The organism is Brevibacterium sp. FME37, assembly GCF_014897485.1.
Classification (GTDB): Bacteria; Actinomycetota; Actinomycetes; order Actinomycetales; family Brevibacteriaceae; genus Brevibacterium.
The window spans coordinates 1-25,465 of record NZ_JABUYE010000026.1; the positions used below are offsets into that span (position 1 = coordinate 1).

General features: G+C 59.3%; 33 protein-coding genes. 29 read left to right on the forward strand and 4 right to left on the reverse strand.

What is annotated here, in order from left to right:
- The first annotated feature begins 414 nt into the window (after positions 1–414).
- The 8 genes from INT29_RS19090 to INT29_RS19125 all read left to right on the forward strand — a co-directional run bounded on the left by INT29_RS19090 (position 415) and on the right by INT29_RS19125 (position 3,653).
- On the forward strand, positions 415–657 hold the full coding sequence (locus INT29_RS19090; protein ID WP_193073073.1) for a glutaredoxin domain-containing protein: 243 nt from the start codon (positions 415–417) through the stop codon (positions 655–657).
- A 267-nt stretch (positions 658–924) separates the two neighbouring features.
- Positions 925–1,161: a hypothetical protein gene (locus INT29_RS19095; protein WP_193073074.1), complete on the forward strand. Its 237-nt coding sequence runs from the start codon at positions 925–927 to the stop codon at positions 1,159–1,161.
- Positions 1,155–1,400 (forward strand): ParB family protein, encoded by a 246-nt coding sequence (locus INT29_RS19100; RefSeq protein ID WP_193073076.1) that lies wholly within the window; start codon positions 1,155–1,157, stop codon positions 1,398–1,400. Before INT29_RS19095 ends, INT29_RS19100 begins: the two co-directional genes overlap by 7 nt.
- Before the next feature lie 91 nt (positions 1,401–1,491).
- Positions 1,492–1,737, forward strand: coding sequence for a hypothetical protein (locus INT29_RS19105; protein ID WP_193073078.1), 246 nt, complete (start codon positions 1,492–1,494; stop codon positions 1,735–1,737).
- Complete coding sequence (locus INT29_RS19110) at positions 1,734–2,234, forward strand: thermonuclease family protein (RefSeq protein WP_226842257.1); 501 nt, start codon at positions 1,734–1,736, stop codon at positions 2,232–2,234. Before INT29_RS19105 ends, INT29_RS19110 begins: the two co-directional genes overlap by 4 nt.
- A gap of 30 nt (positions 2,235–2,264) precedes the next feature.
- The gene (locus INT29_RS19115; protein WP_193073082.1) at positions 2,265–2,507 is read left to right on the forward strand and encodes a hypothetical protein; all 243 of its coding nucleotides are present in this window, start codon (positions 2,265–2,267) and stop codon (positions 2,505–2,507) included.
- Positions 2,507–3,301, forward strand: a complete 795-nt coding sequence (locus INT29_RS19120) for a Fic/DOC family protein (RefSeq protein ID WP_193084657.1) — start codon at positions 2,507–2,509, stop codon at positions 3,299–3,301. Before INT29_RS19115 ends, INT29_RS19120 begins: the two co-directional genes overlap by 1 nt.
- 64 nt (positions 3,302–3,365) lie before the next feature.
- A complete protein-coding gene (locus INT29_RS19125; RefSeq protein WP_193073092.1) occupies positions 3,366–3,653 on the forward strand; it encodes a hypothetical protein in 288 nt (95 codons plus the stop codon).
- 56 nt (positions 3,654–3,709) lie between these two features.
- Here INT29_RS19125 and INT29_RS19130 read toward each other — a convergent pair whose 3' ends face one another.
- A complete protein-coding gene (locus tag INT29_RS19130; RefSeq protein ID WP_193073094.1) occupies positions 3,710–4,009 on the reverse strand; it encodes a hypothetical protein in 300 nt (99 codons plus the stop codon).
- A gap of 211 nt (positions 4,010–4,220) precedes the next feature.
- On the opposite strand from INT29_RS19130, the gene mobC reads away from it, so the two are divergent.
- From mobC to INT29_RS19150, 4 genes are all read left to right on the forward strand, one after another.
- Positions 4,221–4,559 carry a plasmid mobilization relaxosome protein MobC gene (mobC, locus tag INT29_RS19135; RefSeq protein ID WP_404802002.1) on the forward strand — a complete coding sequence of 113 codons (339 nt, stop codon included), beginning with the start codon at positions 4,221–4,223 and terminating at the stop codon, positions 4,557–4,559.
- Positions 4,560–4,561: 2 nt separating this feature from the next.
- Positions 4,562–6,502: a relaxase/mobilization nuclease domain-containing protein gene (locus tag INT29_RS19140; protein WP_193073111.1), complete on the forward strand. Its 1,941-nt coding sequence runs from the start codon at positions 4,562–4,564 to the stop codon at positions 6,500–6,502.
- A gap of 155 nt (positions 6,503–6,657) precedes the next feature.
- Entirely contained in the window at positions 6,658–7,293 is a 636-nt protein-coding gene (locus tag INT29_RS19145; protein WP_226829893.1) for a DUF3801 domain-containing protein, read from the forward strand.
- Between the two features lie 51 nt (positions 7,294–7,344).
- Entirely contained in the window at positions 7,345–9,039 is a 1,695-nt protein-coding gene (locus INT29_RS19150; RefSeq protein ID WP_193073115.1) for a VirD4-like conjugal transfer protein, CD1115 family, read from the forward strand.
- On the opposite strand, the gene INT29_RS19155 is transcribed toward INT29_RS19150, so the two are convergent.
- The gene (locus tag INT29_RS19155) at positions 9,010–9,345 is read right to left on the reverse strand and encodes a helix-turn-helix domain-containing protein (RefSeq protein ID WP_193073117.1); all 336 of its coding nucleotides are present in this window, start codon (positions 9,343–9,345) and stop codon (positions 9,010–9,012) included. The two genes, INT29_RS19150 and INT29_RS19155, sit on opposite strands and share 30 nt — an antisense overlap.
- 92 nt (positions 9,346–9,437) lie before the next feature.
- Between INT29_RS19155 and INT29_RS19160 the strand changes: the two genes are divergently transcribed.
- The 12 genes from INT29_RS19160 to INT29_RS19215 all read left to right on the forward strand — a co-directional run bounded on the left by INT29_RS19160 (position 9,438) and on the right by INT29_RS19215 (position 21,085).
- Positions 9,438–9,641: a hypothetical protein gene (locus INT29_RS19160; protein WP_193073119.1), complete on the forward strand. Its 204-nt coding sequence runs from the start codon at positions 9,438–9,440 to the stop codon at positions 9,639–9,641.
- A 30-nt stretch (positions 9,642–9,671) separates the two neighbouring features.
- Positions 9,672–10,514, forward strand: a complete 843-nt coding sequence (locus INT29_RS19165; RefSeq protein WP_193073121.1) for a type IV secretion system protein — start codon at positions 9,672–9,674, stop codon at positions 10,512–10,514.
- Positions 10,515–10,516: 2 nt separating this feature from the next.
- Positions 10,517–10,993, forward strand: a complete 477-nt coding sequence (locus tag INT29_RS19170; RefSeq protein WP_193073123.1) for a PrgI family protein — start codon at positions 10,517–10,519, stop codon at positions 10,991–10,993.
- Entirely contained in the window at positions 10,884–13,385 is a 2,502-nt protein-coding gene (locus tag INT29_RS19175; RefSeq protein WP_193073125.1) for a VirB4-like conjugal transfer ATPase, CD1110 family, read from the forward strand. Before INT29_RS19170 ends, INT29_RS19175 begins: the two co-directional genes overlap by 110 nt.
- Positions 13,386–13,394: 9 nt before the next feature.
- A complete protein-coding gene (locus INT29_RS20705; protein ID WP_319020947.1) occupies positions 13,395–15,203 on the forward strand; it encodes a M15 family metallopeptidase in 1,809 nt (602 codons plus the stop codon).
- Positions 15,200–15,694 carry a hypothetical protein gene (locus tag INT29_RS19185; RefSeq protein ID WP_193073127.1) on the forward strand — a complete coding sequence of 165 codons (495 nt, stop codon included), beginning with the start codon at positions 15,200–15,202 and terminating at the stop codon, positions 15,692–15,694. The genes INT29_RS20705 and INT29_RS19185 overlap by 4 nt, the downstream gene beginning before the upstream one ends.
- 19 nt (positions 15,695–15,713) lie before the next feature.
- Positions 15,714–17,237 carry a MinD/ParA family protein gene (locus INT29_RS19190; RefSeq protein WP_193073129.1) on the forward strand — a complete coding sequence of 508 codons (1,524 nt, stop codon included), beginning with the start codon at positions 15,714–15,716 and terminating at the stop codon, positions 17,235–17,237.
- 156 nt (positions 17,238–17,393) lie between these two features.
- Entirely contained in the window at positions 17,394–17,714 is a 321-nt protein-coding gene (locus INT29_RS19195; RefSeq protein ID WP_193073131.1) for an ArsR/SmtB family transcription factor, read from the forward strand.
- A gap of 67 nt (positions 17,715–17,781) precedes the next feature.
- A complete protein-coding gene (locus INT29_RS19200) occupies positions 17,782–18,045 on the forward strand; it encodes a hypothetical protein (RefSeq protein ID WP_193073133.1) in 264 nt (87 codons plus the stop codon).
- Between the two features lie 94 nt (positions 18,046–18,139).
- Positions 18,140–19,390, forward strand: coding sequence for a helix-turn-helix domain-containing protein (locus tag INT29_RS19205; protein ID WP_193073135.1), 1,251 nt, complete (start codon positions 18,140–18,142; stop codon positions 19,388–19,390).
- A gap of 82 nt (positions 19,391–19,472) precedes the next feature.
- Positions 19,473–19,949, forward strand: coding sequence for a hypothetical protein (locus INT29_RS19210; protein ID WP_193073137.1), 477 nt, complete (start codon positions 19,473–19,475; stop codon positions 19,947–19,949).
- 524 nt (positions 19,950–20,473) lie between these two features.
- Positions 20,474–21,085 (forward strand): recombinase family protein, encoded by a 612-nt coding sequence (locus INT29_RS19215; RefSeq protein ID WP_193073139.1) that lies wholly within the window; start codon positions 20,474–20,476, stop codon positions 21,083–21,085.
- A 40-nt stretch (positions 21,086–21,125) separates the two neighbouring features.
- Here the strand turns inward: INT29_RS19215 and INT29_RS19220 are convergent, their stop codons facing one another.
- On the reverse strand, positions 21,126–21,824 hold the full coding sequence (locus INT29_RS19220; protein ID WP_193073141.1) for a helix-turn-helix transcriptional regulator: 699 nt from the start codon (positions 21,822–21,824) through the stop codon (positions 21,126–21,128).
- 73 nt (positions 21,825–21,897) lie between these two features.
- On the opposite strand from INT29_RS19220, the gene INT29_RS19225 reads away from it, so the two are divergent.
- Entirely contained in the window at positions 21,898–22,626 is a 729-nt protein-coding gene (locus INT29_RS19225; RefSeq protein ID WP_193073143.1) for an alpha/beta fold hydrolase, read from the forward strand.
- Positions 22,627–22,692: 66 nt separating this feature from the next.
- Positions 22,693–23,679 (forward strand): IS481 family transposase, encoded by a 987-nt coding sequence (locus tag INT29_RS19230; RefSeq protein ID WP_193073145.1) that lies wholly within the window; start codon positions 22,693–22,695, stop codon positions 23,677–23,679.
- On the opposite strand, the gene INT29_RS19235 is transcribed toward INT29_RS19230, so the two are convergent.
- A complete protein-coding gene (locus INT29_RS19235; RefSeq protein ID WP_193073147.1) occupies positions 23,676–23,912 on the reverse strand; it encodes a hypothetical protein in 237 nt (78 codons plus the stop codon). The two genes, INT29_RS19230 and INT29_RS19235, sit on opposite strands and share 4 nt — an antisense overlap.
- A gap of 84 nt (positions 23,913–23,996) precedes the next feature.
- Between INT29_RS19235 and INT29_RS19240 the strand changes: the two genes are divergently transcribed.
- The 3 genes from INT29_RS19240 (at position 23,997) to INT29_RS19250 (ending at position 25,316) form a co-directional block, all read left to right on the forward strand.
- Complete coding sequence (locus INT29_RS19240) at positions 23,997–24,266, forward strand: hypothetical protein (RefSeq protein WP_193073149.1); 270 nt, start codon at positions 23,997–23,999, stop codon at positions 24,264–24,266.
- Positions 24,267–24,478: 212 nt separating this feature from the next.
- A complete protein-coding gene (locus INT29_RS19245) occupies positions 24,479–25,078 on the forward strand; it encodes an AAA family ATPase (protein ID WP_193073151.1) in 600 nt (199 codons plus the stop codon).
- A gap of 4 nt (positions 25,079–25,082) precedes the next feature.
- Positions 25,083–25,316 carry a hypothetical protein gene (locus INT29_RS19250; protein WP_193073153.1) on the forward strand — a complete coding sequence of 78 codons (234 nt, stop codon included), beginning with the start codon at positions 25,083–25,085 and terminating at the stop codon, positions 25,314–25,316.
- The last annotated feature ends 149 nt before the right edge of the window (positions 25,317–25,465 follow it).

Genomic DNA, 25,465 nt, shown 5'->3' on the forward strand with positions numbered 1-25,465 from the left:
AGATAGCAAGCTATAAAGCTAGCATGATAGCAAGATAGCGGACGGTGGCCGGCTGGTGGGGTTCGCCCTCCCGGCGGGGCTGCCGCCCAAAATCTCTCCGCTAGCGCTGCGTGATTTCGGTTGCCCTCGACTGACACTCTGCCGGCAGTGTTCAAAGTAGGAATCGAAGCCAAGTCAGATATTTCCGGCAGTGAAGCTGGCGATCCGGTGGGCTGCATTGAGGCTGGCTTGAGGTTGATGAGAGTGGTCAATGTGGGCAGAGGGCTGAGGCGATGAAGGTCAAGTTCCAATGCGATCAAAGGATCAGGCCGCAGGCTATTTTCGCTTAGAAGATCACCCATGATTCCTCGAAAAGTGTTGCCTGACGGATGCTCATATAGTACGATTAGTACTATACTCACTTAGGAGGTTGCCATGATTACCGTTTTCAGTAAGCCAGGATGCGTTCAGTGCCACGCCACAGGCAGGGCGCTGGCTGGCAAAGGGCTGCAAGAAAGTGTTGACTGGGAATATCGAGATCTCACTCTGCCTGAGAATGTAGACGCCCTCGAATGGGTGATGAATGATCTCGGGTACATGCAAGCCCCGATTGTCGTCGTCGATGAAGAGACGCACTGGTCAGGATTCCGGCCCGATTGCATTTCGAAGCTCGGCTGAGATCCCGCTATCTCATGAATAGTACTATTATTGAGCTCACGGCTACACTCGGCCGGGGAGAGGCAGGCAATCATGACGTATCTAAACGAGGATGCACGCAGATATCTATACGGATCAGCGAACGTGCCGATCACTGAGATTGCATGGGCGCGGTACTGGGGTTCTGGAAGCCCGGTCTGGGGAGGCGACGAGTGCGGCTGCCCCGATGATCGGTGCATCGGACATCATCACGGAGCCGACGAGCCTTGTGGGTGTCTTCGTGCGCTGGTGCCTGATTACGAAACGATGGAGGCAGAAGCCATCGCGATTTGGGAGAGCTACCAAGCCGGCGAGGCTGGCGCGATCGCGGCCGGCGAGAAGTGGGTTCAGGAGCGGTCTGTTGATGATCTGACCGGCTGGGCATTCGATATCGCCGTTGATGATGAGGCAGGCATTGCAGTGAAGACGAAGAAGCACCCGCAATGGCGGCTGCTGTGGTCGGCAGGGAGAGCTGACGAATGGTGAACGGCGACGAGAAGAAGACGTACCCGCACAAGGTGAGTTTCTATCAGCGCCGGGAGGATACCGCCCGAGTGCGTGGCGCTGTCTTGGCCACGCGACTCGACGAAGGCCACCGCAGTATGTCGGAGTTCATTAACGCAGCAGTGCTAGCCGAGGTTGAACGGCTAGAAGCGAAGTACAACGACGGTGAACCATTCCCGCCGGTCGATGCCAACAGAGGCCACGCCGGCCGGCCGATGTAGCCGCGAACGCGGGATGAACTGGACGATAGATAGCGATGATAGTTGGCCCCCGAGCGGGGAGAGTATGGCTGCAGCTGAAAGGTAGACGGGCATGTTGACGATGATCGGGACTGTGTTCGAGATCGTCTCGCCACTGTTCTTGCTGGCGGGGACTATCGCGTGCGTGGTGATGGGTAGACGCTCAGGGCAGCGGATGACCCAGCACATGGAAGCCGAGCAACATCACGCGGCGACCAAGAGCCGGCACAGCCGGCGCACGGCTTATCGAGTCGCGGTCGCGCTGGGGCTGTTTTTCATTGTCACGATGGTTATCAAGATGGGTGCGTGGTTCGGATGATGCGCAAGGTCGCGTGTGTGGCCTCAGTCGTCGCCTTGGCCGGCTGTACGGCCGGCGGCCCAGTGGCCGATGCCCCTGCAGTCTCGGAGACTGTCAGCGATCCGTCACGAGTCGAGCTGGTTCGTGTCATCGACGGTGACACCATCGTCGTCGACGACAGGGGTGATGAGCAGAAGGTGCGCTTTCTGGGGATTGATACCCCGGAGATTTCCCACGGCGGCGATGAAGCCGGCGAGCCGTGTGGAGAGGAAGCACGGGAGATGACCGAGGACCTTATAGCCGGCGATGAGGTCGAGCTGCGTGCTGATGATGCGCAGCCGGCCCAGGACCGTTATGGGAGACGCTTGGCTTATGTCGAGAGTGACGGGAAGGATCTCAGCGCGGAGCTGTTGGCGGCCGGGCTGGCAGAGATCTATCACTCAGCGCCGGACATTGCCCGGTTTGGTGAGTATGAGTCACTTCGTTCTCAGGCCCCGCAGCCTGAGTGCGCCCGATAAAATGGAGTTACGACAGGAAGGTGAAATGTCATGAGTGAGTACTTGGATATTGAGCAGCGTTGGCCGGAGTTGTTCGCGCAGCTCGACGAGACACAGCGACGCAATGTTGTTGAGTCGTTCGCGGCTGCCTGGCATGAGGGATGGGAACCGAATCGCGAAGACGTGGAGAACCTGACTGATCGAGTACGGGGAGCTATCGACAGAGAGGAATACAAACGACGGGTGCTCGCTGCAGCTGAGCGCAGTCGGAAGACGGAGACAACCGCGATCTGATGGCTGAGAAATTCGATACGTGGGAATCGTACTTCTACCCCGAAACTTATGATGCGGCATTCGAGCATGGCACGTTGAAAAACCTCCTTGGCGAACGCGACTCAAGCGTCCTTCGAAGGGCTGAGTACGGTTTGGTCAATGACCGTTTCGAGGACGTTCTCTCAGGGTCCGCCGGTATCCAGAGAACATTCGACGCTGAGCATGTGACCTCGATCCACGGGTATCTGTTCCAAGACATTTATGAGTGGGCGGGGCAATATCGCACGGTTGATCTCGTCAAAGGCCACGCGTTCGCGCTGCTCGAAGATGGCTCAGTGGGCCGGCATCTCGACACTGTTCGAGATCTCGTCGCCGGCACTCAGTGGGACAAGCTCAAACAGACTGACTTCGCGGTACGCACTGCCGAAGTCTTTACGCATCTGAACCAGGCACATCCGTTCCGTGAGGGCAACGGGAGGACGGCGAAGGCGTTTATGCACCATGTGGCCGACCAGTCGCCATTCACCCTCGACTTCAATCGAACGACCCCGGACATCTGGAATGAGATGTCGGCGCGTTCGCGGCTGCCGTCTGCTGCTGGCCCGGTTGATCCGCGCCCGATGTTCTACGTATTCAACGAGATCGCTGTTGAGCGTAAGGGGCCTATCCCGAGGTTGGATAAGCCGATGGATCGACAGGCACAGCAAAGGCAGATCCGGGAGAAAGTGCAGAAGAATCTCCGCGAACGAAAGGGACCGGACGGGCCTCGGCCGCCGCGTGCAGATCCTCCGAGTCAGCGCGGACCGAAGCTGTGATGCGTAGACCGTGACATGAGCGTGTGATGTACTTGAGACCAGATCAGCAACCCAGGGAGCCGCAATGTGGATTCTAGGAATCATCGCCGCGAGTCTGGCAACGACGCTGCTCGTACTGCTCATCAAAGGCGGGATGCGACTTGTGCTCGCCGTTCTTGGCGTCATCTGTGACGCACTCCTTCAGGCTGTGGTTCTGGTGTTCTCTGGCGTCATGTGGGCGTTGGCTGGAATCACGGTTGGGGTCGTGCTCACGGTCAAATTTCTATATCGGAAGATCACCACGAAGAAGACAGATGTGAGCGATGATGCGAACTTTGATTGGATGAGAGACGCGAAGCTACGAGACGAATAGGCGACGCCAAGAAGGGCCTCCACCGATGATGGTGGAGGCCCTTCTTTATGTCTCGATCAGTACGCCGCCGGCTGCCCGGCAGTAGGCGGATCGACGGGTGCCGGATCGTCTGTTTTCACTGCCGGCTTCTTTGCCGGCATGAGCACGCGACGTTCCTGTGAAGTCAGCTCGAACGTCTTCGCCACATCGGCACGCGTGAGGCCGTCTTGCGAGGTCACTTCTGTAACGGCAGTCTGTGCTTCATTGATCGCCTGACGAGCTGCATCCAGTTTTTTAGAAAGCGTCTGCAGCCGTGCTCGTTTGGCTTTCAATGCTTCTTCGTCGGCTTTAAGAATCTCGTCGATCATGTCAGCCATGATGCCCTCCTGTTTAGTCCGAGTGTGCCTGGGTCTCAGGCTACCTCGAAAATCGGTAGCCACAGTCTAAGTTGCGTTGTAAGATCAACTGTAGATGCCGGCGGAAGCCGGAGCAAGCATAGCAAATGGCAACCATTTGCGATCAGCCGAGAGGCTGATTTGTACGGGGCAAGCCCCGAACCCGATACCGCTACGCGGGAGGATCTGAGAGTTGGCTGATGCGAGGCGCGAGCGACCGATTCGCAAGATGGTCAGCTTCTCGGAGGCTGAGTGGGAGAGAGTGGAGGCGAGAATGACGGTTGCAAATGATCGTTCTTTCGACAGCTTCGCTCGTCGTGCCTGCCTTGAGTCTGAGGTGAAGGTTGTGCGTCAGGCTTTCGATCCGCAAGAGTTGAGAGCTGAGCTTGCGCGAGTTGGCAATAACGTTAACCAGATCGCTCGACTGGCCAACATTGAGCAGGAATCGACATCGGAGCAGGTGCGTGCAGTTAAGGGACTGTTGCGCGAGATTCAGTCTGTGATTCTCGAAGAATTCAGGCGGATCGAGTAGTAATGGCCTATGTGAAGATGGGTCAGATCAAGTCAACCCTTGGTAAGGCGTTGGCCTATATTGCGCGCGATGATGCCACGCAGGGTGGCGTGTTTGTTTCGACCAATGCGGCAGTGATTGACCCATCGGACCATAACGCAGTTGCGGCAATGATGGCCGATACTTCCGAGCGAACAGGGCGCGGAGCGCGTCAAGGTTCGGTGCTTGCTCATCATGTCATCCAGTCATTTGATCCGAATGAAACGATGAGTGCTGAGACTGCTCATCGGGTCGGCGTGGATTTCGCTGAGCGTATGACAGGCGGATCTCATGAGTACATGATTGCAACGCACGTCGACAAAGATCACGTACACAACCACATAATCTTTAACGCCGTGAACATGGACACCGGGCGAAAGTTCCGGTGCCAGAGAGACACGATCTCTCGACTGCGCCATATCAGCGATGACCTTTGCCTCAAAGAAGGTCTGTCGGTGATGCCAGAACCACCGAAGCTGCCCACCGGAAAGAGCCTGGCAGATATCTATCTCGTGGTTAAAGGTACGAGTCACAAGCGCTTTTTGCAGACAGAGATCGACAAGGCAGCGCAGTTCGCACGATCATTCGACGAACTTGAAGGGCAACTGCGTCTGTCTGGAATTGAGATCAGCCGGCGTCAAGGAAGTCTGTCATTCCGGGCTGAGGACCAGAAACGCGCTGTGCGCGATTACCGGCTGGGTGAGGCGTTTACTGAATCTGCGATCATGGCTCGACTGGCACGCCAGGAGGTCAACCGAATTGACGTCGACCAGTCCATGATTCTGTCTGAGGACGAACACTCAGTGCGTGTGAGAATTCCCGGTACTAAGGGCCAGCTCGCGCTGACATTGGCCCGTAACCAGATCGTGGAACACGGGCGAACCATGCGCGCCTATATCCCCGCTCATGGCGATCACGCACTTTCAGATCGACAAGGCCGGTACGTGCGGCACGTCGAAACGAAGGATCTCTATCAGTGGTTTGGACAGCCACGAATGGCCCAGACGCGAGTGGCCTCGATTGGCGGCATCGACCTTAACCAGCTCCATTCCTGGCACAAACAACTTGGTCAACTGCGGAACCTCGAAGATCGGGTAAATGCTCGCCTTCGGTGGGCACCAACGGGCGAGGTCCGCGATGGTCTGGCCGCAGCTCGGAACAGGGTCGGAGTCCTCAAGGCTCAATATCAGACGCAGCTTGTCGCCGCGACCGATGCTCTAGATGATCCGAACGCTAAACCAGAACGCCTTGACGGGCTGGCCGCTGCATTGCGCAACACTGAACGCGAGTTGTCGACAGTCCAGCGCGATATCACCGCGCTCGAAGTCATTGATGACAAACAGATCGAGCAGCGACCAGAGCCGGCCGCTGAGTTCTCAACACCGAACGAGAGTAGGGAGTTGACCGTGAAGGAACGAGTGGAGCAACGAGCGCAGCAGATCCTTCAAAAGCAGGCCGCAGACAACGAGGCCGACGCATTGAGCCTGGCAGAGGACGAGGACCGCACACAGCCGGACGAGCTGCACCAAAACGCAGCAGCCCCGACTGAGGACCACGGGCAGCCGGACCCGCACGCAGACGTCCGAGAGCGCGTTGAAGCGCGCGCGTCGGAGATTCTGGCGCGAGTGCAGCGGAACAATGCTGCCAGTGGAGTCGAGCAGACTCGCGATGACTTCGCGACGGATCGCGCCGAGGCCGAGGAAGATCTAAGACGAGATCTCTTGCAAGGCGATGGGGATGGCGATGTTCTCAACGTGTCGAATAACCGGCTTGAGACTCGCCATGAACAGCGGCACCGGGAATCACAGGATGACCGGGAAATGACGTTGAAGGAACGCATTGAACGAGACGCAGCCGAGATCTATGCCAACCAACCCAAACGTAACCGAGATGATGATGAAGGGAACAGGACATGGCACCGATAGACAACGGTGAAGAAAAGATCGAACGAGTAGCCAGCGATGTCACACGCTCTGGCGCGCAGGTATCGGTTCGATTCGTAGCTGCTCGGGTCGATGGTCTGTCAAAGGCGATTGCCTCGAAGGGTTTGAGTATGGCGGCTACCAGTCTCAAGTGGACGATGGCGGCTGTGCAAAAGCCTGGCGGTCAGGTCAGTATGAAGGAACTTTCAGAGCTGCCGAGCAGAGCCGGCCGCGAAGTCGTTTCACTCGACGACAAAGACGTAATGCAAGCACTTGAGAAGAACCTCAAAGGCCGGGGCGTTCACTACGCTATCGAGCGCGAGAAGATCGACGGGAAAGTCCAGCACATTTTGCATGTGCGAGGCGATGACGCCCAGGTTGTCGCAGATTCCCTCGAACGAGCTGCCGAAGCCGTCGACGCCAAACGAGAACGCAAGCAAGATCGCAACCTCGAACGGGACGAGCCCAATCAGACTCAGAAGCAGGGCCAGCCCGGCGACTCAGGTGCTCCTAAGCAGGAGCAGTCCGAAGCGGCCCCGAAGGCCGGCGATAGCCGGACGGGCGAAGCCGCTAAAACCCCGGAGCAGGGTAAGGATCTACAGCAGAAGGGCAGCGAGGGTGTGAAGCCGAAGAAGGCCGAGACTGCGCCCACTGCGAAGCGGTCAAAAGCAGAGACCGAGCAGATGCAGAAGGAACTCAGGCAGAAGGTCAAGACCCGCGCAGCAGAGATTAAGGCCGAAGCCCCGAAGAAGGCTCCCAAGCTCGATGTGCCCTCCCAAGGGTTGAAGCGATAGCCGGCAACACGGCAAAGACACCAGCAAACGTTAACGAAAGGACAGTGGACGATGAAACGCACAGGAGGAATGGCTGGGGGAGTGCTCGTGCTCGCTCTCGTCGTCTTCGTATTGACGGACAGGCTCAGCGAGGTTGTGCGCTCAGCCATTGCCGGCAGCACCCCCTATGACAAGATCCCGGATGAGTGGTGGAATCGCCTCAGCTCGAAACCTTTCGCGCTGTCGATGGAGAAACCAGATCTCATCGCCGGCGGTATTGTCGTCGTTCTCATCGGCCTCATCGTGCTCTATCAGGCCACGAAGCGACGCAACACCCGACCGGGCGAGGAACACGGAAGTGCTCGCTGGGCCAAGTCGAAGGAGTTCGACCCGTTTACCGATAAAGACCCCGCCCAGCGGTTGCAGCTGACTGCGACTGAGGGGCTGAGCATTGACTCTCGCAAGACACAGCGCAACAACAACGTGCTTGTCATCGGTGCCTCTGGTTCGGGTAAGTCTCGGCATTACGTCATCCCGAATCTCTCTCGTCTGGATACGTCGTTCGCTATTACCGATCCCAAGGGCGAGCTGCGCCGGGAAACGCGCGCATCGCTTGAGTCACGCGGTTACGCGGTCAAGTGCTTCAACCTTGTTGACTTAGCCGAATCGGACGGCTTTAACCCCATGCAGTATTTCGACGAGGGCAGCCCAGAGACCTCGATTGCTCAGATGGTCGAGGCCATCATGAGTAACACCTCATCACAGCAGGCTCAGAGTGCCGGAAACGCACAGTTTTTCGAGCGTGCTGAAAAGGCTCTCATGACCGCACTGTGTGCCTACGTCTACGGCATGGGCGCGGAGTCCGAGGGGAAGAAGCCGAGCCTGGTCGACGTTAGCGACCTGGCGAAGCAGATGCAGGCATTCGAGGGGAAACAGGCCGAGCAAGCCTCAGAAGTCGATGCGATGTTCGACGCGCTGCGCGGAGTCGTCGATGAGTGGGAATCCAACGGTTCCCAGCGAGATCCGATCATGGAAACTCTCGCATTCGCCTGCCGGCAGTACCGCACGTTCGAGCAGGGTGCCGGCGAGACGAAAAAGAGCATCATCATCAGTCTCGGAGTGCGCCTAGCGCCGCTGGACATGACGAGCGTGCGCCGCATCCTCGACCATGACACTCTCAGCCTCGACCGCCTTGGCTTCGAGAAAATGGCGCTGTTCCTTGAGCTGCCCGACAGCAATGGTGCGTTCACGTTCTTCGCCTCGCTGTTTTGGTCAACGCTGTTTGAGAAGAACATCTACGAAGCCGACCACACCGAGAAGGGCCGGCTGCCTCGGCAGGTCCATTGCTTCCTCGATGAGTTCGCCAACATCGGCAAGATCCCGAACTTCGAGCGGATGATCGCAACGATTCGCTCACGCGGAATCAGCGCGAGCATCATCGTGCAGATGTACTCGCAGGGTAAGGCCCTCTACCGCGACAACTGGGCCACCATCGTTGGTAACTGTGACTCTCACCTGTTCCTCGGTTCAACCGAGGAAGAAACGCTGCGTTGGATGAGCACCCGCCTTGGCGATCAGACGGTGAGATCGACGAACACGAGCCAAACCAAAGGCGCTCAGGGCAGCTGGTCCGAACAGGGGCAGATCCTCAAGCGGCCGCTGATGACTAAGGACGAGATCGAGCGCATGTCAGACCGTGACGCTATCTTGCTTGTGCGCGGTCTCTATCCGTTCCGCTCAGCGAAGGCCCCGGCCCTCCAACACTGAGACGACATGGCTGTTGAGCTGGTCGAATAGCTTTTCAGCCATCTCAGTTGTGTGGAAATGGACCGTCCGGCCCTTCCGTGCTTCAAGTACTGGTGGGTCACCCACGAGCAGGCCACCGGACTCTAACCCTCTAAGATCCCGGGAGAGCGCCGACGCTGATATATCTTCGTCGCCGTCTTCCCTTAGCCCATTAAGAACGTCCCCAGCAGTGAAAGGATCATCCAGATTCAGGCAGCGCAGCAAGATTTCAAATCGGCGCGGGTTCAAGTGGCCCAGCGCCTTTGCTTCGTCGTCTGTCAGTTTCATCACGTCACCTAATATAGTCGCCGGCTGGTGATCACTTGCACACCTTCCGTTAAGTGTTATTCTAGTACATACATACCGAAAGGACTCACATCATGCTCAACACCATCCTCGGACTCATGAGTACCGCAGCCGTTCTCGGCGGAGGCGTCTGGCTCGTGTGGGGAGCCGTCGTCCTCGCCGGCGGCCTCAAAGACCAGAACGGCCCACAGACCCAGTCCGGTATCTGGCAGGTCGTCGGCGGTGGCCTCATCATCGCCGCAGCCGCATTGTTCAAAACCATCGACCCCGGATTTTGATACCGGACGTAAGAACGGAGGCAACGAGCAATGGATGATCTTCTGATCTCGATGCTCAACGCCCTGTCGGGTGGACCGACAGGCCCTCTGAAATACCTCGCCCAGTCCCCAGCGGACTACAACGCCGGCCTTTACGACGCTGCTGTGGCCATCCACAACAGCGCCGTAAAGCCGGTGACAGCAATCATCCTCTCGATCATCCTTACAATGATGCTCGCGCAAGCCTCGACGAGAATCGACGGCGACCGCGAACTCGGTGTACGCATCATCTCCGGCATTCTGCTCAAGGCCGGCCTCATCGTCGTCTTCGCCGCGAGTGCCATGAAGATCTTGCAAGGCATTGACGAGATCGCCACGACCATTGCTCAAGCAGCCCTGGAAACCGATGTCGGCGGGGGAGGTGGTGAGTCCCCCAAGCTCGGGGACCAGCTCGAAGACGACATCACAGGAGCCGGGACCGTTGATAAGCTCGGCGTCTTCGTCCTCATCATGCTCCCCTACGTTGCCGCTGAGATCGCCGGAATCGTCGCACTTGTGCTCATCTTCATCCGATTCCTGCAGATCTATCTCCTGACGACGTTCGCCTCAATGCCCATTGCTTTCCTCGCCTATGACGAGACGAAACAAATCGGCATCGGCTATCTCAAAGCCTATGGAGCGCTGGGGATCAGCGGCGTCTTCATCATTCTCGCGGTGAAGTTCTATCAAGCGCTCATGGGGTCATGGACCGGGGACAACCTCAAGCCTGGCGACCAGGATCTCTGGGAGTTCATGGGCAACAACTTCGGCATGTTCTTCGTCGCTCCCGTCGTTCTCATCTTCATCCTTTTCTCCGCGACGAAGATGGCGAAGAAAGTTACAGGAGACGCATAATCATGGCCCTTGAAATGAAGGTCTACAAAGACATTCACGCCTACGAAGCTAAGGCATTCGCGGGACTGTCGTTTAGGCAGCTCGGTGCTGTGACCATCGGCGGCACCCTCGCAATCGCGTGTTTTTTCGGTCTGACGTGGCTCTATCTCGTCAACGCCGGATGGGATTGGCAAGGCTGGCAAGCCTTCTTTAACACCGACGCAGCAACCTCAGAACTTTTCAGTACCGCCACCAACATCGCGCTCTTTCCCACTGCCGCGATATTCGTACCCTTCGCCATTTACGGCTGGGTCCGCCCCAAGGGCCTCAAGCCCGAACGTTTCATCCCCTACTGGTTCGATTACCAGATCAGCCCGAAGGAGCTTTGCTATGGACGCGACGCAGGACACCGATCAGTCAACAATGTGGGCACCACTGCCCCAGTCCGAAGCCGACGAGGCACCAAAAAAGACAAGAAAAAAGCCCCGTCCGAACATTAAGAAGCTGCTGCCGTCGTTCCCGAAAAAGGATCAGCGACACAGCGGCAAGGGCACCACGGGCGTCGACAACGCTGTAGCCAACCGCAAGCGCCCCAAGAGCGTTATCGAGGTTCTCGGCTATCAGGCGCTGCTGCCCAGCGGTGTCGCTTGGCTCGGAGCCGACGAGTGGAGCCTGACGCTGCACATCTCCGATATCAACTATGTCGCTGCCGGTCAGGACCGCCAAGAGGATCTGCTCGACCAGTGGGCAAAGTTCCTCAACTCCTACGGTGCCGGCACCCGGATTCAAGAGACGGTACTCAACCGAGTTCTCGATGACCGCGATGTCGCTCAAATGCTGCAGAAGCAATATCAAAATGACGGTCTGGACCGGTGGCGTGAGGACTTCAACGGCATTGTGCGCGGCACACTGTCGAAAAACTCAGGTAACACCGTGACCGAAAAATTCATCACGATCACGGTCCAGGAACCCGACCAGGACAAAGCTGAGAGTGCTCTGCTGCGCATTGGCAATGAGGCCACGGCCACGTTGCGTTCACTCGACGACTGCCGCGCCAGTGTCCTCGATCGTGAGGCCCGGATGCGTGTCATTTCCAACATCACCCGCCCGAGAGAACCGTTCTTCTTTGACGAAGAAGCTTTCGCACCGCAGAAGCGGCTGCGCACACATGACTACGTTGCCCCGTGGAGCATCGACAGCACGACCAAGTCCGGGCCGCTGGTACTGACATCGAATGCCAACGCCACCTATCACCAGACCATTTGGGTCCGCGATTACCCCGCATGGCTGTCTGATCGGATCGTTGCGGATCTCACCGAGATCAAGGCTGATATCGTCACGTCCCTGCATCTTGAACCCTATGAGCAGGTCGACGGCGCGGCCGTCGTTCAGCGTCAGATCGCGGAACTTGAAATGCAGATCATTGACGAACAGAAGAAGGCCGACAAGCGCGGTTACGACCGCGAGATGATCCCGCAGCGCCTTAAAGACGCTGATGCTGAGGCCAAGGCAATGCGCGATGAGTTGAAAGCCTCGAACCAAAAGGTGTTCTCCACTCTGTTCACAGTCGGTGTTTCCGCGCCTACCCGGGAACGCCTCGACGAGGTGGTCAAGACCGCTTTGACTGTGGTTCGTAAGCACTCCTGCCAGGCGGAGCTCACGTCCTACATGCAGCGTGACGCACTGACCTCGGAGCTGCCCCTGGGCATTCGCGCGCTGCCGATGAGGCGCACTCTCACCACAGCCTCGGCAGCGATCATCGTGCCATTTACGACCCAAGAGCTATTCCAGGTCGGCGGCAACTATGCCGGCCTGAACCAGCAGTCTGGCAACGCCGTTGTCGTCGACCGCACACAGAACTCGAATCAGAACGGCTTCATCCTCGGTGAGTCCGGTTCGGGTAAGGGCGTGGCCGGTAAACACGACATCATGAATGTGTTGACCAACCGGCCCAATGATGAAGTCATCATTATCGACCCTGAACACGAATACGAACCACTCGTCGACGCTTTCGGCGGGTCCGTGGTCCGCATCCATGCAGGCAGCTCGGATCGAATCAACCCGCTCGACATCAACCTCGACGATGAGAGCGACGGCGATCCCATCGCCACAAAATCCGAGAGCCTGCTCAACATGCTCGGAACTCTCATCGGCGGCCGTCATGGACTCACCGATCCGCAACGATCCATCGTTGACCGTTGTGCCGTGGAGATGTATCGCGAGTATGCCGTCGCACCCGAGAACACCCCGCAGCCGACGCTGGTGGATCTACGTGGGAAGCTGCTGGCCACGAAGGACGCCGACGCGACCGCCGTGGCCGCCTCGCTTGAGATCTACACGGTCGGCAGCCTCAACACGTTCTCACAGCAAACCACGGTTGATGATCGTAAACGGCTGATTTCCTATGACATCTCCCAGCTCGGCCCTGAGCTGCGCACCTTCGGGATGATGGTCATTCTTGAGCAGCTGTGGCGTCGCGTTGTGACCAACCGTTACACGAAGAAGCGCACATGGGTCTACATCGACGAATTCCACCTGCTGTTCTCTAACCCCTACAGCTCGGAGTACTTCAAAACCTTCTACAAGAGGGCACGGAAATACGGCGCAGCACCCACGGGCATTACCCAGGACATCGAGGAACTGCTCGAAAGCCCCGATGCCCGTCTCATGCTCGCCAATTCGAAGTATCTCTACCTGCTGGGCCAGTCGAAAACGAACGCTGACATTCTCGAAGAACTGCTGGGGCTCAGCTCCGACCAGACGAAATACATGCACAACGTCACCCCCGGCACTGGCCTCATCAGATCCGGTAACGCCATCGTTCCCGTCGATGGAAAGATGCCAACCGATTCCGACCTGTTCGCGCTCTACGACACGAAATTCGAGGAGTGAGGTGCCACAGTGAAAGACTCGCGCCGTCCCAACGACACGAGTGTCATCGGCAACCTCGGGGGACTTAAACTCAAGCACCGAGGCACGTCAGCTCTCACAGGTGCCGATGCGCGCGAGGAACGCATCGGCACCCGCCGAGGCGGAACCCGCCTCATCGACAAACGCCCCGGCATCACCGGCCGCGTCGCTGACGCGGCCGGAAACGTCGCCACCAAAGCCACCCGCGCCAGTGCCGGGGCCGCCGGCAAGGCTGCCGGAGCGACGGCGACTGCGATGCTCAATGACGACGAAAGCACTGATGATGAGCTGCAAGACCACGCAGCCGATCCGCTCAAAAAGTCCGTTCGAGGCGGCCTGAAATCACGCAGAACACCCGCGAAGACAGGCACCCCCGCCGGCAAGGCTGCCGGGCGCACCATGACCGGCGCGAAACCAGGCAAAAAGACTGGCACGGCCGCACGCAGTGGCCTGACCGTCCAGCGCAAGAACGCCGCGGCGATCAAGAAAACCGCCGCAGCTGCAGCTAAGACCAAGAAAGCCGGCCAGGCTGCAGGTGGGGCCTACAAAGGTCTCACCGCCGGCCTCAAGGGCGCGCAGGGTGCACAACAAGCAGTCGTTGTTGCTCTGCGTGCCGTGCAGGCGACCTACCACGCCATCGCAGCCACGCTCGGCACCGTTGTCACGGCCAAAGTGTGGCTGATCGTTCTTGTCGTCGTTGTCGTCCTTGCCCTTGTGATCTCGATCGTTTCGATCCTGCCTGGCTGGGGCGATGCTGCCGATAATGAGGACAACGCCTCATGCACCATCACCGGCACCATCGACGACACCAAGGTTGAAGGCGTGCCTGACAAGATGATCGGCGGATACGGCAAGGATGGACTCACCAACGCCGCCATCATCATCGAAGTTGCCAGAACAACCGGTTTCGAAGGCAAGGGTGAAATCGTGGGACTCATCACCGCCATGCAAGAATCCCGGCTGGGAACAACACCGGGCATTGACAAGCCCAACGGCGACGGCGACGCCGGCATGTTCCAGCAACGCCAGCTCGACGGCTGGTATGGCAGCCTCGAACAGGTCACCGATCCCGTCTATGCCTCCACCGCCTTTTTCAACGGCGTGACCGCCTCAGAGTCCGGCGGCTACGGGTCCGCCGGAGGCGGCGCAGGATTCGGCCATATCCCCGGCCTGACCGACGTTGACGGCTGGAAAGACATGTCTTACTCAGGGGCCGCTCAAGCAGTCCAGCGCAGCGCATTCCCCGACGCCTACGCCACCCACGTCGCAACCGCTAAGAGCATGGTTACTGCGCTCGAAGACACCACCGTGACTATCGGGGAGAGCGACTGCTCATCACCCGGTGAAGGTGGAGATTACCCGCCGCCCGGTTCATGGAAGGAACCCGGCGCATGGGGAGGCTACGATAACGGCAAAATTCCGTTGAGTGAAATGTCAGAGATCCCGTGGGCGAAGGGCGAATACGTTCGCAAAGACAGCCTTGGCCCTCTCGTCTCGCTGAACAAGAAGTTTAAGAAGAAGTTCGGCTATGACCTCGGCATCACCGATTCCTACCGCGACTATGACGAACAGGTGGCGACGAAAAAGGCCAAAGGCAATATGGCCGCCACTCCTGGCACGTCGAAGCATGGCTGGGGTCTCGCTTTGGATCTCGGCACCGGAATCAACAACTTCGGAACACCTGAGTACAACTGGATGAAAGACAATGCACCGGCCCACGGATGGAGGCACCCCGATTGGGCTGAACCCAGCGGAAGCCTGCCTGAGCCGTGGCATTGGGAATTTTGGGGAGTCAAATGAATAAACTTAAAGTTGCGTTTTTGATCGCCGCCGGCAGTTGCGCACTCAGCCTCTCGCTGTCTGCGTGTGGCAGCCCTGAGCCGTCTACGCAGACCACGCAGGACTCACCACCGGCCACAGCCGACGTGACCGAGACCAAGCCCGTCGATGTAGCGAAGGCAGGACTCAACGCCTACTGCTCGACGGATCTCGCGCAGGACGAATGGAAAGCTGGCATAGTCCCCTACCTCAGCGAACGCGGCCGCTCGGTCTACGTCAACACGGACGTATCCCAGATTTCTGACTGCACCGTAGGTGAACCCGTGGGAGATCCCGAGACCGATGGCAACCTCCTGCAGTACATCGTGATCGACACCGACGCCGGCGAATGGCGTGTCACCGTCGCCAGGACCGCCGAGAACAACCCGTGGAGGGTCGATGCGTTCACCCCACCGCCAGAGCCAGGGGGAACACAGCCAGCCCACACCGACAACTCGCAGCCTGACTACTGACTCGAAATTAGGAGAAATCATGTTGACCAGTAACCACCCCGCCACTCCGGACGTTTCCGCCGTGTTCCTCGGTAACGGCACCGTTCGTCTCGCTATCGACGGAGATACGACCTCCCTGCAGGCAAGCACGGATCAAGAGCTGCGCAGTGAAGTTGTCGCCCGTGCCCACAAGCTCGCCCAGGACCACAGCGCACCCGTGAGAGTGCGCGTGATCGAAGGAGGCAGCACCACACTCGTCGACGTGAACCCGGACGGGTCCAACGGCATCCACAATCCCGCACCGGCCGCGCAGCCGACGCCACCGCCGGCACCTACCGAACCGGCTGCACAGCCGCAAATGAGAACCAGTGAAGCGCCGACGGCACCACCAGCCAGCCCCGAGGAACCTGCATTCGAGTGGGCCGATGATCCCGAATGGAAGCAGCTCGCCAAAGAACCAGCCGGCACAGGATGGCGCGCCGTTCTGAAACTGCCGGCCGGTAAGACTGAGATCGAGCGACGGCAGCAAGAGTTCGCCCAGCGGATGCACGACGCTGAGCAGCGCCGGCAGCGCCAAGAACAGCAGCGCCGAGAGGCGGCCGAGCAGCGCCGCATCCAGGAGCAGCGCGACGCCGAAGAACTCTCCCGCAAACAGGCACTCCTTGAGCGCCGCACGGCCCATAAAATGAAGCTCAACCGCACCATTCAAACGAACTTCCAAGGCACGCGGACAATCCTCATTGCCAATCCCAAAGGTGGTGCGAGGAAGACGACGACAACCTATATTCTGGGCGCGATGATCGGCTCCACACGTGGAGGCTCGACTATCGCATGGGATGCCAACGAGACGATGGGCACCCTCGGAGAACGCGCACGCGACGACCGCCACCACCGCACCGTCGTGGATCTACTCGAAGACGGCGCGCAGCACTTCCTCGACATCGACTCAGCTCGTGTCGGTATCCTCGACGCCTACGTGCGTAACCAGGGTGATTGCCATTTCGATGTTCTTGCCTCTGACGAGAATGCGAACCGACAGGATCAAATCGACGCCGAAGGATTCCGCAAGGTTCACGACATTCTCAGTCACTTCTACCGGATGATCCTGGTCGACACCGGCAACAATATTCGTGCCCCACACTTCACCGAAGCGCAGAAGCACGCCCACCAGCTCGTGATCCCGGTAGCTGCCTCACACGACAGTAAGAATCGCGCGCTCGACATGATGACCGCATTCTCGGCCGCCGGCCACGATCATCTCGTGGCCAATGCTGTTGTTCTCGTGCACGAGACTGAACCTATCGACCGCGACGACGAGGGCAACCCCGTCAGTAACCAGTCACATGAACTGACAGCAACCGAGATCGCCTCAGCGTTCGAGGGCCGCGTGGGCACTGTCCTGCCCGTGCCCTACGATCCGAAGCTCAAGGACGGTGGAGAGATCGACTACTTCCAACTCTCCCCTGATACGATCACCGCCTACCGAGAGGCTGCTGCAGCCGTCAGTAACGCCCTCATTGATCGAACCCTGCAGCCCGGCCGCCACGCCGAGGATAACGCCTGAGCGCGTCTCATGAGCGGGGGTGACAAGCCATTGAGCTTGTCACCCCCGTTTTTCACGTCCTGCTGAAAACGACGCCTTTTCAATAAGCAAACAATTTAATTGTCTGCTAGTCTTTTGGTGAAGCGTTCATAGAGTCAATCAGGCATGATGGGCACTATGCCTCGCTACGTTCGACCTGACCATGCTGCTCTCTTGGAGGCCGCTATTGAGGCATTCGGCAACCGCGTTCGCGTCCATATCATCGGCGCGCTCGTCGATCTCGGACCATCCACCCGCAAGGAGCTTGCAGACCACCTGGGCGTCGGGCACTCGAACACTGTTTACAATCATCTGCACGGCCTCGAAAAGATCGGCGTCGTGGTCTCCGATCCCCTGCCAGAGCAGCGAGTCTCCGGCCAACGCGTGCGCTATTCCATCAACACAGATCGAGTGTCCGAACTCTACGAAGTCCTCGGAGACGCGCTGCGCCTGGCATGAAGCCCTGCCGGCAATCTCCCGGCGTGTCTTCACGGTTGTGCGACCGCACGCCCGTAGTCTGAGTTTCATGGCATCGAACTCGCGCAATGACAAAGCGCCCAATGTGCGCAACCAACGCGGCGTGGCGAAGCACTGGCCGGCCGTTAACCATCGAGTTGACCCTGACCTCAAGGCAATCATCGAGCGCACAGCAACGCGGCTGGACTGCTCGCAAGCAGTTGCCTTGAATCTCATCCTTGCCCACATCGATCTCACCCTTGACGGTGTGCCGACGTGGGTCGAGCAAGAACAGCCGGCGAAGGAGGCATTTCCCTTAGACAACATCGCCTGACAACAAAAAAAGCCACCCGCTCCAACGGGTGACCTTTTCTAAGTAAATCTCTAATCGAGTTACCAGCTCGATCTGAATCCGAAAGGACTCGTTCTTGATTCCAAAGACGAGTTCAGGATACCCCACACCCGAAAGCAGAAGCAACGGTGTCGGCGCGTGTCCTGATGAGACTCACACCACCGAGGGCGCTACCGCCCTGCAGATCCGTCCGGACTGGCGCACGAACCCGGCAATGCGAGTCCGCCGGCCCTCCCGCACACAAGAGACCTCAGCACTGCATCGCGGTCGCGCTATGTTGCATATGCAGGCCACCCTTGCGACCTCACAGAGTAAGTGGCTGCGCGCGGTCGACGAATGGATCAGCGATCTCGACATGCGCTCAGACGGCCGCGAGAACCGCCGCCGGCTCGCTCGCGTCATCGGCTTCAACGCCGACTGGAAGACACTGACAACGAACACACTTACCTGGTCGACGATCTCCGAACGCACAGGCATGTCCCGCGCCACTGTCGCCCGTCACCTACTCGCCCTCCACGAAGCCGGCTGGATCGGCCGAGTCGCCGCTGGCCGCAGTGCTGCCGCCAAGCAGGCCGCAGGGTGGAAAGGCGACGATGCTTTCCTCAACGACGCCCCGGTCTACGCCCTCACGCAACCTGTCGATGATGCCGTTGTGGATATAAATGAGACCCCTCCCACCCCAAGTGGCTATAAGGAATTCCCTGCACGCGCACGCGAGGCAGAAACTCCACCAGGAGCCGCTGCGCGGCCCTCATTAACCAAGGCGGCCGACGGCCGCCGCGACAACGTGCCAGCAGCTCGGACGTTGCCAGCCTGGCCTGGTCACGTAACGCCAAGCAGCAAAGACGAGCGTGGTCTCGCCGGCCGTGAGTGGGCACGTCGAGTACCAGCGCTGGGGAAGATCTCAGCCGAACATCTACGATTCCTGGCTAAAGATTTCTTTAACGCAGGCTGGACCCTTCGAGATCTCACCACCGCGCTCGACTCTCTGCCAGATGGTCGAGCGCAGGGTCAGTTCGTCGCAGGGCAGTGGGTGCCGTACTCAGGAGCCGATGGGATTCCGGCGGCTCGTCTCGGTCATTGGGTGAGCTGGCGGCTCAATGCCTGGCGAGATTCAGGCGGCTGTGTGATCGAGTCGCCCACGCAGCGTAAAACCCGCCGAGCGGCGACTGCGAAGCTCGAACGAGAGGCAGCTCGTGTTCACGAAGCTGCACGCAGGCGGCAAGTTCGGGAGGACCGTTCTACCCCGGAATACCAGGCCGCGAAGCAGGCGTGCCTCGATCAGATCCTTGGCCGGAATAAGCGATTCCGTGCTCATCGGCGGTAGATGCCCCTGCTGCGTGGAATACTTAGACCACGACCACAACAAACATTGTGGCCAAGCAGGCCACTACCGAAGGGAAAACGACATGAACCTCAGTGAAGCCCCTGACATCACCGTCCCCCTAAGCGTCGGGGGATACATCGGATTCACCTTGCTCGGGCTGGTGGCTCTCGCCGTTCTCATTTTCGCTTCTCTGGTGATCCCTGTGCACGGCAGCGGTGGTCTCGTCGTTGCCGGCCTTGGTTCGCTCCTGTTCATGTACGCTGCGTTCGCGTATTTGCGCACTGTGGAGATGGGATGGCACTGGCCCAACGTTGCCGTCTGGGCCGGCTTGCTCGCTTCGGGAGTCGCGGCCACCTTCGCCGTGAACTTCATCGCCACAGGCAGAGGCGGCTACGCCGGCGTAGCCGCCTGGGTGCCAATCGGTGGCGTCGCTGTGGGATCGGTCATTGCGGGACTGTTTGACGCTCTCAACGAGTTCTTGGGCGGCATCCCGCTTTCGTGGGGTGCCGCCGGCCTGCTCGTCGCCCTGGCCTTCGCGTTCGTCCTCAGCCGGCGCTAGATCCCGACCGATCAGACACGCCGTGTCAGTACCGGCTGATACCGTTGTTATAGCGTCGCTCTCGACCCGAGAGGACCCGGACTAGTTTGGTCTCCGGGCCAAATGAAAAACCCCCCGCTACCAACGAGGGGCTGATCCGCCAACTAGTGGCTACCAGGAGGATATTTCCTTGGTTTATGTTCACCTTGAGAATACGCGCGAGACTTGTCGAAAGTCAAGGTTCGAGCGCTCTGCCTTTCTGGGGCCGCCAGGCACTAGGAGGCATCGTGGAACCCAAGCGGAACCGCAAGCCGAACTGGGCGTTCTGGGGATTTTGTGTCAACTGCGTTCGCGCAGCGTGGGACATTATCATCCGCCCGATCTTCTTCGGCTGAGTGAGTAAGTAGCAAGGGGCGACGCCTTCGGGCGCTGCCCCTTGTTGCTGCCCCAACGCATAATGTCAAAGGGGTATACCCCTTTGGCAGTCAAGATCTCAGACGAGAGAATGCTGTCAAACGGGTTACGTTTCAATCGATTGGACACATATGCCTAGCGACTCAGAGAACCCCACAGACGCCCTATTCGGTCAGATCCTCGGCTACGTGAGAGTCAGCAGTGCCGACCAGAACCCCAGCCGGCAATACGAAGCCATCGGCCAGTGTGACAAGACGTTCAAGGACAAACTCAGCGGGAAGTCCCGCGCCAACCGCACCGGCCTTAATGACCTCATCGACTACGCCCGGCAGAGCGACCACGTTCGCGTTGCCTCGCTGGATCGTCTCGGCCGAGACACCCGAGATCTCTACTCAATCGTCGACGCTCTCACGAAAAAGGGCTGCACCATCACTTTCATCTCCGAGGGCATCACTGTCTCCAAAGACGGCAGCTCCCCCATGCAGGAGCTTTTTCTCACGTTCCTGTCGGGCATGGCGCAGTTCGAACGCGCGAGGATCCTTGAGCGGCAGCGCGAGGGGATCGAGCTGGCCAAGACTCAAGGCGTCTATCAGCGCAAGCTCAACGAGGAAGACGTTGAAGCCTGCAGAGCGCTGGTGGATATGGGGATCTCCGTTGCTGAGGTAGCTCGCCGCTATGACGTTTCCCGTCAGACCCTCTACAACGCGCTCAAAGGTGCGGGGGCCTACTCCCCCGCACCGTGAGGCAACTAGTTGTACTGACCGGAGAGGTTGATCGAGGCAGTCATTGGTCGCGGCCATGAACGGGCCTGGCGTTCGCTGGGGGCTCCCCGACTTCCTGAACGGTGTGGCCGCTGCAGGCCGTCATAGTGACGGTGGCGCGCTCAATGCGCGACACGGCGAACCATCGCATCGCATCGCGCAGGAGGCACCATCCGACCAGGTACCACCGGCCGCTTGTGGAAGCGAACAACACAGGTTCGACGTCACGAGCAGTTGTGGTGCCCTCTCGCGACGTATAGCGAATGCGGAGCACTCTTTGTTCGGCCATCGCCTCCTCTATCGCTGACCGGATGGCGCGTGAGGAAGAGGGAAGCGAATTGACCCAGACCCGGTCGGCAAGCTCGTCGGCCTGCGCTCGAGTCTTGGGGTCGAGGACATCCATGATCTTCCGGACCCCAGCCCCCGCCAGATCAGCATAGGGCGCATCGGACGCGGTGGAGACCGCCACCATGAGCGCGACGGCCTGCGCCGGGGACAGGCTGACGGGCGGAAGGGACGCGCCCTTGGCAAGCCCGTACCCACCGCCCGGGCCAGGGCGGGACCAGATTGGCGCGCCACTGTTCTCCAACGCGTCGAGGTCACGTTTGACGGTGCGGACCGACACTTCGAACTCTCGCGCCAGCCGCTCGGCCGAGACGCCCCGTGCCCCGCTGCGACGCAACATCTCGGACAGAGCGTGCAGACGTTCGGCTCGCTTCACCGTTCAAACCTCGACAAATTCATGACATAAATGGTGACACACTCTTGTCCACCAGGGCTGGGAGGCTTGTCCCATGACAACAACAAATAACAGTCGACCTGTCGTCCTCATCCCTGGCCATTGGCTGGGAGCATGGGCCTGGGACAACGTCCTTGAGCATCTCGAAACCGATCACACGCACGCTGTCGCAATGACGTTGCCGGGTCTCGACGGAGACGACGCGGATCGTGCGGTGAAGACCGTCGACGACCAGGCGGCAGCGATCAGGGACGTGATCGCCGAGCAGGGAGATCAGCCCGTGATCCTCGTCGCGCACAGCGGGGCCAACGCCCCTGTCAGTCTCGTCCTCGACCGGTACCCCGAGTTGGTCGCCCGGGTGGTGTGGGTCGACTCTGGCCCCGTGGCCGATGGCACTGCGTTCGCATCCGACTTCCCGGCCGAGCTTGAAGACCTGCCTCTGCCGTCGTTCGATGACCTCGGGCAGCAGGCGAGCATCGAAGGGCTGAGCGCCGAAACACTCGAGCGCTTCCGGACGAAGGCCGTCCCTGAGCCCGCTCCGGTGCTTCGTCAATCCGTCGAGCTCACGAACGAGGCCCGCTGCCGCGTCCCGACGACCCTGGTGTGCTGCTCGATCTCGGGCGAGCAGGTGATGGAGCTGGTCAAGGCGGGCCACCCCATGTTCGCTGAGGTCGCGAACCTCGAATACGTCGATGTCATAGACCTCCCCACAGGGCACTGGCCCATGTGGAGCCGACCGCGCGACCTCGCCGAAATCATTCGGGCAGCGTCGCAAACCAGCTGAACTGCACTCGCAACCTGAAGGGGCCAGCCGAATCGGCTGGCCCCTTTTCCGTCTCGAAGGGACCTCATGACACATCCAAACGCTGCTCTCACACCGCGCCACCGCCTGAGAGTGGCCCGCCTCGTCGTTGATGAGGGTTGGCCGATCAGTGAAGTCGCAGCCCGATTCCAGGTCTCGTGGCCCACGGTAAAGAGATGGGCCGACAGATATCAGTCAGGGCAATCGATGCGAGACCGATCCTCGCGGCCGCACCACTCGCCGAACAAGACCGACACGAAGACCAGTCGCCGCTGCATCGCGCTGCGTCTACGCCTCCGCGAAGGCCCTGTTCAACTGTCCGTCCGTTTGGGTATTGCCCCATCAACGGTTCATCGCATCCTTAGCTCGGTCCACTTGAACCGCCTATCGCATGTCGACCGGACCACAGGAGAACCGATCCGACGATACGAGCACGACCATCCCGGCTCAATGATTCATGTGGATGTGAAGAAGCTTGGCAACATCCCGGACGGCGGGGGTTGGCGCTACGTCGGCCGGCAGCAAGGAGAGAGAAATCGAAGCTCCACTCCGGACAAACCCCGGAACAAGTACGCCAATCCACTCATGGGAAAGGCCTACGTCCACACTGTCGTCGACGACTACTCCCGCGTTGCATACGCCGAGATCCATGACGACGAGACCGCGATCACCGCAACTGCGGTTCTGTCTCGAGCAGTGGAATGGTTCGGCCAGCGGGGAGTCATTGTTGAGCGGGTGTTGTCGGACAACGGAGGTGCCTACCGGTCACACCTATGGCGAGACATCTGCGCTGAGCGCGGCATTACGCACAAACGCACCCGTCCGTATCGGCCACAGACCAACGGGAAGGTTGAACGCTTCCACCGGACCATGGCCGATGGTTGGGCCTACGCTCGCTGCTACGCGTCCGAAGCCGAGCGTCGCGGTGAACTCACTGGCTGGCTACACTACTACAACCACCACCGCCCCCATACTGCCTGCGGGAACCTGCCGCCGTTCTCACGATTGACCAACGTGTCCGATCAGTACAACTAGTCGGTGGTTAGGCGCTCCAGCGCCTCGTTGAACAGCGCATCAGCCCCGGTCTGTTTGCCTGGTCTTGCGTAACGCAGCTGGGCTGCCTCTATGAGAGCGAGCGTCCTCTGTTCGTACGCGAGAGCAAGGATGGCGTGAGTTTGTGCCGCTACAGCTTCATCCTCGGTTCTTGCCATTGCTTGTTCTGCAGCAGCTGCATCGGTGTTATTTGGCAGCTCACGAGTTCCCGACATGATTAACTCCTTTGGACATCGAACGAGATTCTGAGTTGCAGTCTCTCATGGACGTCTCGATTCAGGATGCCCATAATCGAATGTATGTCCTATCATCCGATTCAGTTTTCAGGTGGGGTGCCGCACTATCAGGATGTGGTCAACAGCCTGACGGCACGAAAGCGACCAGAGCGACCCAAGATCCCCGTCCTGGCTCGCGTGGAATGGGACACAGATGGGGAGCAATGGTGCCACGGCCACGCGCTGCGCCTTGATCCCGGCATCGCTATCTTCATTGAGCTGAGTGATCCTCGCTGTCGGTTCACTGGCGTGTGGCTCAGTTTTGACGATGTGATCTGGCCCGGTAAGCCCTAATTTCATCCCCTCCCCCGCCCGAGGCCCACTGCCGGCAGAGTGTCAGTCGAGGGCAACCGAAATCACGCAGCGCTAGCGGAGAGATTTTGGGCGGCAGCCCCGCCGGGAGGGCGAACCCCACCAGCCGGCCACCGTCCGCTATCTTGCTATCATGCTAGCTTTATAGCTTGCTATCTGATAACTTGATAGCAAGTTATCAATTGGAGGTAAGCGTGAGAATCGTCATCACGAACACCAAAGGTGGAGTCGGTAAGACCACGACAGCGCTATATCTGGCTGAGGCCATCCGGCGCAGCGGCCGCAACGTCGAAGTCTGGGATGCGGACCCGCAGGGGTCGGCTATCGCATGGAGTGACTACGCCGAGGGGGACGGGCAGCGGTTGAGCTTTCCCGTCATCGGCATTCACCCCCGCAAGGTCACTCAGCCAAGCACGGGAGATATGTGGACCGTAGTTGATACTGCCCCAGGCGATCCCACGACGATCAACGCAGCGATCACCCGTGCGGATCTCGTCATCATTCCTACAGGCCCCGGCGGGGCCGATGTCGACCGAGCGGTCGAGACGATGAACGGGACGCCGGCAGAGGTCCCCGCGCTTCTGCTGCTGAACTCTTACAGCAAGTCTGAGAAGGAGTCCTGGGAGACCTGGCGCTCAATCAAGACGAGCGACATGGCCGCGTTTGATACCCGCATTCCCAGACGAGCTGCAATTCAGCGTAGCTACGGCAAGCCCATTGATGAACTGTTCGGGTTCGAGGATCTGCTCGACGAGATCATTACGGTTCACCAGCACATCACCCAGGAGGTGTAGACCTATGGCGGATCTCAACAAGCTCAACAGCCGGCGCAAGACCCCAGTGCAGCCGAATGCCGATGCGATCTCGGTTAAGCCATCGACGAGGGCGAGCGAAGGCGAAAAGATGGTGCAGGTGATCTTCCGGGTCAGTGAAGAAGATCGAACCGAGTTCAAGCGGCGAGTGCTCGATGAGGGCACGACAGTGCAGGCGGTTCTCGATGAGTTCGTGAAGGGCTATATCTCACGCAAATGAGATAGCAAGCTATAAAGCTAGCATGATAGCAAGATAGCGGACGGTGGCCGGCTGGTGGGGTTCGCCCTCCCGGCGGGGCTGCCGCCCAAAATCTCTCCGCTAGCGCTGCGTGATTTCGGTTGCCCTCGACTGACACTCTGCCGGCAGTG